Genomic DNA, 13,122 nt, shown 5'->3' with positions numbered 1-13,122 from the left:
GCCGGCTGCCAGCGCCGGCCACCGTGCGTCCATCTTCAGAAAGTGTAGGTCAGTCGCAGGTTGTAGGCCCGTCCGATCGGACTCGCTGCACTGCTCAGGTAACCATAGGTGTAGCCATTGTGGTTGGTGATCGGCGGGCGTTCATCGAGCAGGTTGGTGATGCCCGCGGTGATGCCCACGTGCGGGATGCCGTTGTAGCTGGCGGTCAGGTTCCAGACGCTGTAGGGTTCGATGCGGCGATGGTACTGCGCCGCCACCAGGTTCTGGTCCTCGTACGAGGAATTGTAGTTCTGGGTCAGCTGGGCACCGAGGTCGCCGCGGTTCCAGGCCAGCTTCATCGTGTGCTTCCAGCGGTAGGTGATGATCGGGAAGCTGCTGGTGGTGCCGTTGCTGGCCAGGCCAAAGCGGCCGATGTTCGATACGAATTCGCTGTCGCGCTCGAGCTGGTTGTCGAACTGGGTCAGCCAGGTGCCGTCCAGCTCCGCCTTGAAGGTGCCCGCCACCGATTTCGGGAAGGTGTAGCTGGCCGAGACGTCCACGCCCGCCGCTTTCTGTCCGCCCAGGTTCATCGTGATGTTCTTCACGTAGTACAGACTGCCGTCGGGATTGCGCACGAACAGGTCGGCGTACTTGGCCGGATTGAGGAAGATCGCCTGTTCCGGCAGATTCGCCAGCATGTCTTCCATGCGGATGTTCCAGTAGTCCAGCGACAGGGTGGCGTTCTTCATCGGCTCCATCACCACGCCGAGCGTCCAGCCTTTCGATTTCTCTGGCTGCAGTTCCGGATTGCTGCCGACCTGGCGCGGCAGCTGGGCGTTACACACTTCGGACGCCACCTGGCCCGGCAGCGCCGTGCCGGAGCCGGCCACGCCCGGCTTGCCGCCGGGGCACAGGGTCGGATCGTCCCAGCGGCCGGCGGTCAGGCCGTTCGGGCCGGCGGTGCGGTAGCCGTAGCGGTCGAACAGGGTCGGTGCGCGGAAACCGGTATTGGCCGAGCCGCGGAACATCAGCGATTTGCTCGGCTCGTAGCGGAAGCTCGCCTTCGGGTTGAAGGTATTGCCGAAGTCGGAAAAATAGTCGTCGCGGGCGGCCACGTTGAAGGTCAGCTGTTTCGTGACCGGGATATCCAGTTCCGCATACAGCGCCGAGACATTGCGCGCGCCTTCGCCGCGGGCGGCTGCGGCGTTCGCGTAGGTGACGGCGTTGACGATCGGGAGGCGCTCGTCCTGGGTGGTGTCGCGGTGCAGGTCGAGGCCGACGGCGAAGGCGAGCGAACCGCCTTTCAATTCCATCAGCGAGCGGCTGAGCGAGGCATCGACGCCGGAGAAGGTGCTTTTCGACGTGCGGTTCATCTGGCCATCGACCGAGATGCTTTCCAGGTAAGCCATGCCGGCCGCGTCCTGCAGGCCGAAGGGGTTGAGCGAACCGTTCATCAAGCCGGCGTTCAGGCCGGCGCCCGTCACGTAACCGTCGCGGTAGTAGTTCTTGCGCGTGCTGACCCCGTGTACCAGGCCGGCGCGGTAGTCCCAGCTGCCGATGCGGCCTTCGTCCGAAATCGCCAGCCGCTGGTTGACCTGCACGTCCTTCGTTGCGGCCAGGCCCAGGTCGGCCACGCTCCAGGTGACGAAGAGCGGCTGGCCGGTGAGGCCCGGCATGGCCGGCACCCCGCCCGCGCCGCCCGGATACCATTTGCTGGTCGAAGGCAGGGTAGCCGGCACGCCGCCGACCGCCACGCTCTGGGTCGGGTTGCGGGTGGCAATGATGTATTCCTCGCCGCGCATGTAGTCCACGGTCAGCTTGTGCTCTTCGCTGAACTGTTTCGTGCCGCGCGCGTAGAAGGTGACCTGCTGGTTTTCGTACAGCGCCATCCCGTATTCCTGGTTGTTCAGGATACAGGTATTGCGCGCGCCCTGGATCGAGTACGGGCCGGTACAGCCGGTGGCGTAGTAGGGATTGGCGGCGGTGCGGTTGGCGCTGGTGGTGTAGTTGGCGGGCATGGCATAGCCGCCGGCGCTCAGGGTCGGCGCGCGACCGATGCTGGCCAGGATGTCCGGGGTCGACAGCTCGGCGCGGTCGCGCGCGTACAGGGCGCTGCGGCGGTGGGCATCGACCGTGGCATACACGTTCCAGCCATCCGTGGACAGGTTGCCCGTGCCGCCGGTGAGCGTCAGGCGCTGCTCGTCGCCGCCGCCGTGCTTTTCCGGTTGAATATACTGGCCGGTGACCTGCACGCCCTCGAAAGTGCTCCTGGTGATGAAGTTGACGACGCCGCCGATGGCGTCCGAGCCGTAGATCGAGGAGGCGCCGTCGCGCAGGATCTCGACGCGGGCAATCGCGCTCATCGGAATCACGTCCAGGTTGGCATAGCCGTCGGCGATGGCCTCGTTGGCCAGGCGCCGGCCGTTGAGCAGCACGAGGGTCCGGTTCACGCCCAGGCCGCGCAGGTTGATGTTGGTGCCCGAACCGGCGTTCGAGGGCGCCAGCGACGAGGACTGGGGCAGCGACATCATCAGGTCGGCCAGGGTCGTCATGCCGCGCGCGGTGAGTTCCCGGGCGCTGACGGTGGTGACGGGGAGGGCGGCCTCGGCGGCCAGGCGCTTGATGCTCGAGCCGGTGACTTCGACGCGCTGCATCGGCGCCGCATTCTGCGCCCACGCGGCTTGTGTCAGCGCGAGGACGGCGAGCGAGATGGACGAGAGGGCGAGGGTGCGGCGGGCGGACTTGCGTACGTGGTTCATGAAGCTGTCTCCGTATGTTTTTTTGACCGACATGAATGTGCCCAGCCTGGGGCTGCGGCGCCTTGGACACCTCGCGTGTCCGCTGCCACTGCGGCGGGACCGGTTCGCTACCTTCCGGCCGTGGTCGCACGTGGGCCATCATCTGGTACCAACATTGCCTTTTGCTGCGTGTTCGCTTTGTACCTGCGGTGCTTGATCTGTATTCGCGTGCTGCCTTTCCTTGTGCTTCTGCTGCCTCCTAGCCGCGCGAGAAGGTCCGCGTGACGCGTTCCAGGTGAGCACGCATGGCGCTGCGCGCGCCGGCCGGATCGCGCCCGGCGATCGCGGCAAAGATGCGGCGATGGTCGAGCAGGGTTTCTGGCGCAGCTGCTCGGTCTGGAAGTGCTCCTTCAGGCGGTGCCAGAGGCGGCCGCGCTGTTCCCACAGGTAGGCGATGGTGCCGACCAGGGCGCTGTTGCCGGTGGCGCGGGCGATCGCCAGGTGGAATTCGCGGTCGGCCGTCTCGTTGCTGGAATAGATGTCGTGGTTGCGCTCCATCTCCTCGAGGGCGCGCAGGATGGCGTCGACGGCGCCCGGCGTGGCCACGCGCGCGGCGATGGCGCAGACCTCGGCCTCGATCAGGCGGCGGGCGGCGAGTACTTCGAAAGGACCGGGGCCGGCTTCGACTTCGGCGCTTGGTGCGCTGGCGCAGACGTAGACGCCCGAGCCGCCGCGCACGTCGATGCGTCCGCCCAGTTCGAGGGCGATCAGGGCTTCGCGCAGCGAGGCGCGCGAGACGCCCAGCCGCGCGGCGAGCTCACGTTCGGCCGGCAGGCGCGCGCCGGCGGCGATGCCTTCGCTGCGGATCAGGGCCTCGATGCGGTCGGCCACGACCCGGTACAGGCGCGGCTCGGCAGTGTGTGCATGCTGACCCTGGTTTGTAGCCATCGGGTCGGCAGGGTTGTCTCCACTCGGTACTCGTTTCAGCATGGCGGTCCGATTGTGTATTTGGTCAGGCCATTCTAAATTGGTTTGACCAATTGCGCAATGCGGACTAGCCAGATCAAATTTTTGCTGTCATACTCGGCCCGACTCAACGATGGTCGACGGGTGCCTTTCTGCCCTGTCGGCCGCACTCATCCGATTGGCAGGTTTCCTATGCAAAGCATCCAAATCGTCCGCGCCGGACAGGGCACGCCAAGCGGCGATGGCGCATCGCCAGACACGCCGCGCTACATCCGCATGCACGCCAACGACAACGTTGCCATCGTCGTCAACGACGGCGGATTGACACCCGGTGCCGTCTTTGCCGACGGCTTGAGCCTGCTCGACGCCGTGCCCCAGGGCCACAAGGTGGCACTGCGCGACCTGGCCGAAGGCGAGCCGGTGACGCGCTATAACGTCACCATCGGCTATGCCGCCCCGCGCGTTGCCGCGCGGCAGCTGGGTCTCGGAAGCGACGCTGCGCATGCCGGATGCCGTCGAGCTGGCCGGCCTGCCGGTCGCCACGGTCAAGCCGCCGGTGCTCGAGCCTTTGGACGGCTACACCTTCGAGGGCTACCGCAATGCCGACGGGTCCGTCGGCACGCGCAACATCCTGGCCATCACCACCACCGTGCAATGCGTCTCCGGCGTGGTTGACCACGCGGTCAGAGTCATCAAGGACAAGCTGCTGCCCCTGTACCCGAACGTCGACGACGTCGTCGGCCTCGAACACAGCTATGGCTGCGGCGTGGCCATCGAGGCGCCGAATGCCGACGTGCCGATCCGCACGCTGCGCAACATCAGCCAGAACCCGAATTTCGGCGGCCAGGCCATGGTCGTCAGCCTCGGCTGCGAGAAGCTGCAGCCGGCGCGCCTGTTCCCGAAAGGGAGCATTCCCATCCTGAATGGCCGCGAGCCGGCCACGGTCTGCCTGCAGGACGCCGGCCACGTCGGCTTCATGTCGATGATCGATTCGATCGTCGCCACGGCCGAGGAACAGCTGAAAGTGCTGAATGCGCGCCGCCGCGAAACCTGCCCCGCATCCGATCTCGTGGTCGGCGTGCAGTGCGGCGGCAGCGATGCGTTCTCGGGCGTGACGGCCAACCCGGCGGTGGGCTATGCCACCGACCTCCTGGTGCGCGCCGGCGCCACCGTCATGTTTTCGGAGGTGACGGAAGTACGCGACGGCATCGACCAGCTGACGGCGCGCGCGACCGACCCTGAGGTGGCAGCCGCGATGGTGCGCGAGATGGCGTGGTACGACAATTACCTCAAGCGGGGCGGCGTCGACCGCAGCGCCAACACGACGCCAGGCAACAAGGCGGGCGGCCTGTCGAACATCGTCGAAAAAGCGATGGGCTCGATCGTCAAGTCCGGCTCCGCCGCGATTTCCGGCGTGCTCTCGCCGGGCGAGCGCCTGAACGGCAAGAAGGACCTGATCTACGCGGCCACGCCGGCCAGCGATTTCATCTGCGGCACGCGCTGCAGGTGGCGGCCGGCATGAACGTGCACATCTTCACCACCGGCCGCGGCACGCCTTACGGCCTGGCGCCGGTCCCGGTGATCAAAGTGGCGACGCGCAACGATCTGGCGCGCCGCTGGCACGACCTGATGGACGTGAATGCGGGCCGCATCGCCAGCGGCGAGGCGAGCATCGAAGACGTGGGCTGGGAATTGTTCCGCCTGATGCTGGACGTGGCCAGCGGGCGCAAGACCTGGGCCGAGCACTGGAAGCTGCACAACGCGCTGACGCTGTTCAATCCGGCGCCGGTGACCTGAAAGGGCGGCGGCGTGACGTCCGCCGCCTTTGCCGTATCGGCTGCGCTGATACAGCAGCGATACAAACGGAGGATTGCCTCCCGCACCAACCCTGTTGTACGATGACTTACGACCTGCCAGCCACCACAGAGTGGCGGGGGTTGCGAGACCGATTAGACAAAACAACGACGAGACACCATGCGAACCGAGACGATCAAGCAGCCGGCCGCGCCCGCGAGCAATTCCGCCAGCACTTCCCCATCTTCCAACGCGAATGCCGCCGCCGGCGGCAAGATCGGCACCTACCGCTGGACCATCTGCGCACTGCTGTTCTTCGCCACCACCGTCAATTACCTCGACCGCCAGGTGCTGTCGCTGCTGGCGCCCGAGCTCACCCGCGAATTCGGCTGGTCGAACACCGACTACGCCAACATCACCGCCGCCTTCCAGTTCGTCTATGCGATTTCGATGCTGTTCGCCGGGCGCGTCGTCGACCGGCTCGGCACCAAGGGCGCGTTCGCGCTGGCCATCGTCGTGTGGTCTTTTGGCGCCATCATGCACGCGGTGGCCGTGCCGATGGGCGAGGGCCTCGCTGGTGCGATGAGCGCCATCGACCTGGCCGCCGTGCCGGTGTCGGTCATCGGCTTCATGGCGGCGCGCGCCGTGCTGGCGCTGGGCGAATCGGGCAACTTCCCGGCCGCGATCAAGGCCACCGCCGAATACTTCCCGAAGAAGGACCGCGCTTTTGCCACTGGTATCTTCAACTCGGGCGCGAACGTGGGCGCCGTGCTGGCGCCGATCAGCGTCCCCGTCATTGCCGCCACCTGGGGCTGGCAAGCGGCCTTCATCATCATCGGCGCGATCGGCTTCGTCTGGCTGGGCCTGTGGATGATTTTTTATGAAAAGCCGACTTCGCAGAAGCGCCTCGGCGCCCCGGAACTGGCCTACATCACCTGCGACGACGCGGCCCCCGCCGCGGACGGCAAACCGGCCGGCCGCTGCCTCTCCTGGTGGGAACTGCTCGGCTACCGCCAGACCTGGGCCTTCGCCTTCGGCAAATTCATGACCGACGGCGTCTGGTGGTTCTTCCTGTTCTGGCTACCGAAATACCTGGCCGCGCAATACGGCATGGCCAGCACCGACATCCAGTGGCCGCTCGCCATCCTCTACAGCATGACCATGATCGGCAGTATCGGCGGCGGCTGGTTCCCGACCTTCTTCATCAACAAGGGCGCCACGCCCTACGACGGCCGCATGAAGGCGATGCTGATGATCGCCGTGTTCCCGCTGGCCGTGCTGCTGGCCCAGCCGCTGGGCTATATCAGCTTCTGGGTGCCGGTCCTGATGGTCGGCATCGGCGCCGCTGCCCACCAGGCCTGGTCGGCCAACCTGTTCACCACCGTCTCGGACATGTTCCCGAAACGCTCGGTCGGTTCCGTGGTCGGCATCGGCGGCCTGGCCGGCGGCATCGGCGGCGTATTGATCACGAAGATCGGCGGCTGGCTGTTCGACTATTACGGCGCGATCGGCCAGATCCATACCGGCTACAGCATCATGTTCGGCTTCTGCGCCGTGGCTTACCTGATCGCCTGGGGCGTGATGAAGACGCTGGTACCGCGTTATGACGAAATCCGCGAGCCGCAGGCATGAGCGTCGCGATCGAACGGATAGGCGAGGGACGGGCGCTGGTCGGCGAGTGCCCCGTGTGGAGTGCGCTGGACGGCTGCTGGTACTGGGTCGACATCGTCGCCAGAACCGTCTGGCGGCTCGGTAGCGAGGGCCAGCTTGCCAGCTGGACGGCCGACGAGATGGTGGCCTGCATTGCGCCGTCCCGCGACGGCACTCTGGTGGCGGGCATGGAGACGGGCCTGTTCCGCCTGGCGCTCGGCGAGGCCGGCAAGGCGGGCGGCGAACGCCTGGCCGTGCCTGCATCGCTGGGTGAGGGCATGCGCTTCAACGATGGCCGCTGCGACCGCCAGGGCCGCTTCTGGAGCGGCACCATGTTCATGGACATGGCGGCCGAGCGCGCGGTCGGCCAGCTGTATCGCTATTCGAACGAGGACGGGCTGTCGGAACCGGTCGTATCCGGCCTGCTGACCCAGAACGGCCTGGCCTTTTCGCCGGACGGGCGCACCATGTACCTGTCGGACTCGCACCCGCAAAGCCAGCAGGTATGGGCCTTCGACTACGACCTCGATGCGGGGCTGCCGTCGAACCGCCGGCCTTTCGTGGACATGCGCACGCATCCCGGCCGCCCTGACGGCGCCGCGATCGACGCCGACGGCTGTTACTGGACCTGCGGGAACGACGCCGGCGTCATCCTGCGCTTCACGCCGGACGGCAAGCTGGATCGAACGATTGCCGTGCCGATGGCCAAGCCGTCGATGTGCAGCTTCGGCGGGACGAACCTGGACACCCTGCTGGTCACCTCGATCAGCGCCGGCCAGGATCCTGCCGACCCCTGGGCCGGCGCGACCATCATGCTGCGCCCCGGCGTGCAGGGCGTGGCCGAGACGCCGTTCGGCGGCTAGAATAGCCACGAAGGCCGAGCCACGCGGAGCCGGCCCGCGCCAACCGGTGGGATGGACGGGTCTCCCGTCCACGCGTTCGAGCAACGCATGCCACCTGGCTGCGAGTCGATCCCCCTACAGGCCTTCCTTCCGGTCCAGCGCACCAGCAACCAGAAGCGCCATGTCACCTGCCCCTGCAAGCGCCTGCAAGCCGTGCACCGTTCCCATCCGATCGCGCACCGCCTCGTCCTGGCTTGCCTTGAGCTTGCCCTCGAGCCGCGCGATCGGTATCTCGATGCCGACGATCGCGCCCAGCAGCTTCTCGATATACTCCGCCGGCGCATCCGACACGCGCCACGGCCTGGGCTGCGCCGCCTCGTGCGCATGCGTCAGCCGCTCCAGCATGTCGAGCAGCCAGTCGCGCTCTTCGACCGCGCGCGCCAGGCCGTGCGCATGCACCACCGCATAATCCCAGGTGGGTACCACCTTGCCGTGTTCCGCCTTGCCCGGATACCAGTTCGGCGTGATGTAGGCCTGCGGCCCCCGGAACATCACGATGGAGGCACTGCTGCCTTCCAGCTGGCGCCACACCGGATTGGCGCGCGCGACATGCCCGATCAGCGTGCCGTGGGCCCCGCGCGAGCGATCCAGCAGGAAGGGCACGTGGTTGGCGACCAGGCCTTCCGCGCACGGCACGACCCAGGCGCCCAGCGCATGCGCTTCCACCAGCGCGAGCATGGCGTCGTGGTTGTCGAGACGGTGATCCTTCCTGATGTACATGCGGGTCCTCAAAGCGTTGAAAAAGCGTGCCGCACCAGCATGGCCGACAACGCGAACATGGTCAAGGCGATGAAAGCATCCAGAACCTGCCACGCACGTGGCCGCGCGAACAGGGGCGCGAGCTTGTGCGAGCCAAAGCCCAGCAGCGTGAACCAGATCAGGCTGGCCGCACTTGCACCCAGCACGAAGACCGGGCGCAATGGCGCGGCCTGCTGTGCGCCGATGCTGCCGACCAGCAGCACGGTGTCGAGGTAGACGTGGGGATTGAGCAGGGTGATGGCGGCCGCCTGCGCCAGCACAACGCCGCGGCCGAGCCCCTGCGCGCCAGCCGCCGCCTCCAGACGCTGCACCTGGCGTGCCCGCAGCAAGGCGCGCCAGCCGTAGACGGCCAGAAACAGGGCCCCGGCCAACGCCAGCGCGCGCGCCAGCAGGGGACTTTGCCCGAGCGCCTGGCCCAGGCCCATCACGCCGGCGGTAATCAGCACGGCGTCGGCCAGCGCGCAGAACAGCACCACGCTGCCGACATGCTCACGGCGCAGGCCCTGGCGCAGCACGAAAGCGTTCTGCGCGCCAATGGCGACGATCAGGCCGAAGCCGAGCAGCAGGCCGTGGAGGAAGACGGGAAAGGCGAGCGTCAGCGTAGGGAGTGGATTCATGGCGACGATCTTGTCAGCCTCGTGCAATGAAGGCAAACTATCTTTTCTTCACTTACATAAGCAAAACTGATCCCATGCTCGATTATGCCGCCCTGTCCGCCTTGGCCGCCGTGGTGCGTGAAGGCAGCTTCGAGCGCGCCGCCCAGGCGCTGCACGTGACTCCCTCGGCCATTTCGCAGCGCATCCGCCAGCTCGAGGAACGGGTCGGTTGCGCCCTCGTGGTGCGCGACCAGCCCTGCCGCCCGACCGAGACCGGCCGCCGCCTGTGCCAGCACGTCGACCGCGTGCGCCTGCTCGAACAGGACCTGCGCGGCACGCTGCCCGGGCAGGACCTGGGCGGCAATGCGCGTGTCGCCCTGCCGATTGCCGTGAATGCCGACAGCCTGGCCACCTGGCTGGCCCCGGTCATCGCTGGATTTGCGGCCGAACGTCCGGTGCTGATCGAGGTGGCGGTGGACGACCAGGACCATACGGGCGAGTGGCTGCGCAGCGGGGCGGTGGTGGCTGCGGTGACGGGCATGGCGCGGCCTGCATCGGGCTGCAACAGCCGCGCGCTGGGAGCGATGCGCTACCTGGCGGCGGCCAGTCCCGCTTTTATCGCGCGCCATTTCGCCGACGGCGTGGGTGCGGCCAGCCTGGCGCTGGCGCCCAGCCTGCAGTTCAACACGAAGGACGAACTGCAGGCACGCTGGGCGCGGCGCCTCTGTCATCGCCACGTCGAACTGCCGCGCCATACGCTGCCCTCGGCCGAAGCGTTTGTGGCGGCAGCGCTGGCCGGCATGGGGTGGGGAATGCATCCGCACGTCCTGATTGCGCCGCAGCTGGCAACGGGCAAGCTGGTCGAGCTGGTGCCCGGCACGCCGCTGGACGTGCCCTTGTACTGGCAGCACGCGCGGGCGGCGTCGCAGTTGCTGGAGGAGCTGAGCGGGGCGATTGCGGCGGCGGCGCGGGATGCTTTGCTTGCGCCTTGACGCGAACCCAGGTGCTTGGGCAAAGGGCCTTGGAAGCCGCCGGCAAAACCTCTTGACCGAGCTGCAGCGGATGAGAGCGTGCAAGCGACCGGAAGGACAGCCGGCGGTATGTCAGCTCCCCCGCATTATGGATGCGAGGGCACGCTCAACTCTTCATATGGAAGCGGATAATCATCCGTAATTCCGAAACGCCGTTCGCGCGTCTGGGCAGCGGCGAGGCCCGAAGGATCCCTCTCCGAACGGCCTCGTCGAAAGCGGGTTGACCGCTTGGCTCCTGAAGCGTGACGGCCGTCACTGTCCCATCCGGGAGCAATTCAAGCCGATACGTGACCGACGGATTGCCCTCCGAAGGAATCGAACCGCCATAGAGCGTATTGCTTCGGATGGCGTGGGTGACGCTGGCGACATAACTGGGAAGGACCTGCTCGCCCGACTTCCCCGCTATGGCCGGGCTGGCCCGGGGCCCTTGCGGAGCAGCGCATCCATTGCAGGCAACGGCGATAGCCAGCGCGGAGCATGTTGCGGCGATTCGGTGGGTACGCATGATTGGATGAGCTCGCGGTTGCAGGCACGAAGTATGCCGGAGTAACTGCACCTGTGCCGATAGGACAAGCGGGAGGGAGTGATGTGAGACGCTCTAATCCACTTTGCCAGGACTGGATCCGAGCATTCCTTCTTCACGGATCCGGATGGCATAGTCGTTAAAGTTCAAGGCCAGGTACTGCCCGTCCAGCATTTTCGTGAGCAAGACGACGCAATAGTCCCTGCTGACCCGCTTGGTGGGAAACCACTCGGCCAACTCCTTGCGCACGGCCGGGTCCTGGAACCGTGCGAGGAACTGCGGGCCATCCGGGCCGAGCTGCCTGGCCGATTCGATCACGTAAGCATTGACGGCCGCCTTTTGCGGCAAATGGATTTCCCTGAAATGCCGGTAAGCTGCCGCCAACCGCGCGCGCTCGTCATTGCCGAGCTCCGCCTTATCGCACAGCGCCATGGTCTTCTCGGCCATCGTGCCGACGTCCATGAAGGAGAGTGCGGCTGCTTGCAGAGGTTCCCAGTCGGCCGCTGCCGCCAGCGGAGAGACCAGCAGGCAACCGAAAAAAACCAAGGTTCGTACAATCATGTGTGCAGTCATTCTGGAAGTAGAGATACGACGGCATGGTAACCGAAAGTTGCCGAGCCAAATGCGAACCCTCCACCGGGAATCGTTCGCACCGCGGCTCCCGGGCCCGGGTAGACAAGCTTAGCGTCGCCTAGCCCAGCTTCGATGTGGGCGTGACTTGCCCGGGGAGCCAGGATGGTCTTACACTGATCCATTCGGTGCGACCGCTTGCATTAATGCGCGTCGATCAGCGCTGCCAATTCGCCTCTTTCGACTGTGGTCCGCCTTGTTCCGATACACACAATCCGGCATACGCATCGTGCTTGCAGCTGCCGCGGCATGTGGCGGAGTTGCCCTGGTCTGGTTTGCCTTGACGCTCCTCGGGCTGGGCATGTTCTGCTTCGACGGCCGGCTGTTCGAGGGCTGGAACGATCGCAGTGCGTGGGTTCCCGACTGTTTCGTCATCGGTGTCAGCGACTGGATCAACCCGAAGCTCTGGGTACTCGGGAATCTCGCCGTGGCGGTGGCACTGAGCGTATGGGCATACGCGACAGCCTATGGACTGTTCCGCTCGCGCTCCTGGTGCGGTGCGGTGGCGCTTGGCGGCAGCCTGTTCGGCATGGCCTATTTCGCCCAGCTCGCCCTCGCACTGCCTGAATTTCGAACCGAATCCATCGTCGGTATGAGCGCGCTGGCTTGCTTCGCGACCGGATGCCTTGTTGCGCGCGGAGTGCCGGCACGCGCGTGACCGGGCACGAGCGGGTGAGATTGCGATCAGGATCGGAATAACGGAGCCGCCGCCCGCCCGCGCCATTCGAAGGACGATACGCGCGCAGCATGCGGCGGCTTCGCTCAGAACCGTCCTGTCCTCGATCTGTCGGGCAGCGCAGTCGCCGGTGTCCAGTTCCTGGCCAGCCCTTCGGCTTCCTCGATCTGCTGCACACTCATCTTGGCGCGGATTTTCGGCAGCGTGACCTCGGCCGCCGGGAAATGCGCCGCTGCCGCGATCCCGACGAAGAAGTGGGCAAGGACCTTGTCGCGCTCGACGCCTTCGCCGAGCGCATGCATGACACCGAGGTTCAGGCAGGAACCGGCTTCGCCCTGGGCGGCCGCCTGGCGATAGAACCGCACCGCTTTCTCGATATCGCGCGGAACGTCCGGTGACTTGTCGTAAATCAGGCCCAGCATGGCGTGGGACCTGGTCATGCCCTGGTCGGCAGCTTTCAGGTGCCAGGCAATGGCCTGGCCCAGGTCCTTCTCGATGCCTTCGCCGGCACGGTACCCCTCCGCCAGGTTGTACTGCGCTTTTGCGTTGCCCTGCTCGGCGGCCTTGCGGAACCAGGCCAGTGCCACAGAAATGTCCTTTGGCCGGCCGCTTCCGGCGAGATAGGCGGTGCCGACGTTGTACTGGGCGCGGCAGTCGCCGGTCTCGGCAAGGCTTGCCCACGCTGCCACGGCCGCCGCGTGGTCGCCCTGACTGAATGCGGACGTTCCCTTGTCGAACGTGGCGTCCGCGGCCGGATCCGCCTCTTTGTCGTAGCGGCTGTAGCAGGCGTCCTTCGCCTGTGCGGGCAGCACGGACAGGACTGCGTAAAACAGGGCCGAAAGCACGATCCGGGAAGGGCGCATCTGTTCTCCAATGGC

At 66.3% G+C, this 13,122-nt stretch carries 11 protein-coding genes and 2 pseudogenes; 5 read left to right on the top strand and 8 right to left on the bottom strand.

What is annotated here, in order from left to right; translation table 11 throughout:
• Positions 1 to 35: 35 nt before the first annotated feature.
• The 3 genes and pseudogenes from G4G28_RS13320 to G4G28_RS27515 all read right to left on the bottom strand — a co-directional run.
• A complete protein-coding gene (locus tag G4G28_RS13320) occupies positions 36 to 2,738 on the bottom strand; it encodes a TonB-dependent siderophore receptor (RefSeq protein ID WP_183107443.1) in 2,703 nt (900 codons plus the stop codon).
• A 238-nt stretch (positions 2,739 to 2,976) separates the two neighbouring features.
• The gene (locus tag G4G28_RS27520; protein WP_267875285.1) at positions 2,977 to 3,162 is read right to left on the bottom strand and encodes an FCD domain-containing protein; all 186 of its coding nucleotides are present in this window, start codon (positions 3,160 to 3,162) and stop codon (positions 2,977 to 2,979) included.
• 20 nt (positions 3,163 to 3,182) lie between these two features.
• A pseudogene (locus tag G4G28_RS27515) lies at positions 3,183 to 3,665 on the bottom strand (FadR/GntR family transcriptional regulator); the annotation flags it as partial.
• A gap of 294 nt (positions 3,666 to 3,959) precedes the next feature.
• On the opposite strand from G4G28_RS27515, the pseudogene garD reads away from it, so the two are divergent.
• The 3 genes and pseudogenes from garD (at position 3,960) to G4G28_RS13300 (ending at position 7,990) form a co-directional block, all read left to right on the top strand.
• Positions 3,960 to 5,480 (top strand): annotated as a pseudogene (garD, locus tag G4G28_RS13310) (galactarate dehydratase).
• A 177-nt stretch (positions 5,481 to 5,657) separates the two neighbouring features.
• The gene (locus tag G4G28_RS13305; RefSeq protein ID WP_183107442.1) at positions 5,658 to 7,109 is read left to right on the top strand and encodes an MFS transporter; all 1,452 of its coding nucleotides are present in this window, start codon (positions 5,658 to 5,660) and stop codon (positions 7,107 to 7,109) included.
• Positions 7,106 to 7,990: an SMP-30/gluconolactonase/LRE family protein gene (locus G4G28_RS13300; RefSeq protein ID WP_182988622.1), complete on the top strand. Its 885-nt coding sequence runs from the start codon at positions 7,106 to 7,108 to the stop codon at positions 7,988 to 7,990. Before G4G28_RS13305 ends, G4G28_RS13300 begins: the two co-directional genes overlap by 4 nt.
• A 114-nt stretch (positions 7,991 to 8,104) precedes the next feature.
• Here G4G28_RS13300 and G4G28_RS13295 read toward each other — a convergent pair whose 3' ends face one another.
• Entirely contained in the window at positions 8,105 to 8,749 is a 645-nt protein-coding gene (locus G4G28_RS13295; RefSeq protein WP_183107441.1) for an FMN-binding negative transcriptional regulator, read from the bottom strand.
• Between the two features lie 8 nt (positions 8,750 to 8,757).
• A complete protein-coding gene (locus tag G4G28_RS13290; RefSeq protein WP_182988621.1) occupies positions 8,758 to 9,405 on the bottom strand; it encodes a LysE/ArgO family amino acid transporter in 648 nt (215 codons plus the stop codon).
• A 74-nt stretch (positions 9,406 to 9,479) separates the two neighbouring features.
• Here G4G28_RS13290 and G4G28_RS13285 point away from each other — a divergent pair, with 74 nt between their 5' ends.
• Positions 9,480 to 10,376, top strand: coding sequence for a LysR family transcriptional regulator ArgP (locus tag G4G28_RS13285; RefSeq protein WP_183107440.1), 897 nt, complete (start codon positions 9,480 to 9,482; stop codon positions 10,374 to 10,376).
• 145 nt (positions 10,377 to 10,521) lie between these two features.
• On the opposite strand, the gene G4G28_RS29180 is transcribed toward G4G28_RS13285, so the two are convergent.
• Together G4G28_RS29180 and G4G28_RS13275 are read right to left on the bottom strand one after the other, a co-directional pair.
• Complete coding sequence (locus tag G4G28_RS29180) at positions 10,522 to 10,920, bottom strand: energy transducer TonB (protein WP_182988620.1); 399 nt, start codon at positions 10,918 to 10,920, stop codon at positions 10,522 to 10,524.
• A 93-nt stretch (positions 10,921 to 11,013) separates the two neighbouring features.
• Positions 11,014 to 11,499: a hypothetical protein gene (locus tag G4G28_RS13275; protein ID WP_182988619.1), complete on the bottom strand. Its 486-nt coding sequence runs from the start codon at positions 11,497 to 11,499 to the stop codon at positions 11,014 to 11,016.
• Positions 11,500 to 11,797: 298 nt separating this feature from the next.
• Here G4G28_RS13275 and G4G28_RS13270 point away from each other — a divergent pair, with 298 nt between their 5' ends.
• Positions 11,798 to 12,226, top strand: coding sequence for a hypothetical protein (locus tag G4G28_RS13270; protein ID WP_183107439.1), 429 nt, complete (start codon positions 11,798 to 11,800; stop codon positions 12,224 to 12,226).
• Between the two features lie 104 nt (positions 12,227 to 12,330).
• On the opposite strand, the gene G4G28_RS13265 is transcribed toward G4G28_RS13270, so the two are convergent.
• The gene (locus G4G28_RS13265) at positions 12,331 to 13,107 is read right to left on the bottom strand and encodes a tetratricopeptide repeat protein (RefSeq protein ID WP_182988617.1); all 777 of its coding nucleotides are present in this window, start codon (positions 13,105 to 13,107) and stop codon (positions 12,331 to 12,333) included.
• Positions 13,108 to 13,122 lie beyond the last annotated feature (15 nt).

Source organism: Massilia sp. Dwa41.01b (genome assembly GCF_014171775.1).
In the GTDB taxonomy this organism is placed as follows: Bacteria; Pseudomonadota; Gammaproteobacteria; order Burkholderiales; family Burkholderiaceae_D; genus Telluria.
The sequence above is the reverse complement of the archived record's forward strand: the minus strand, read 5'-3'. Positions and strand labels throughout refer to the sequence as shown.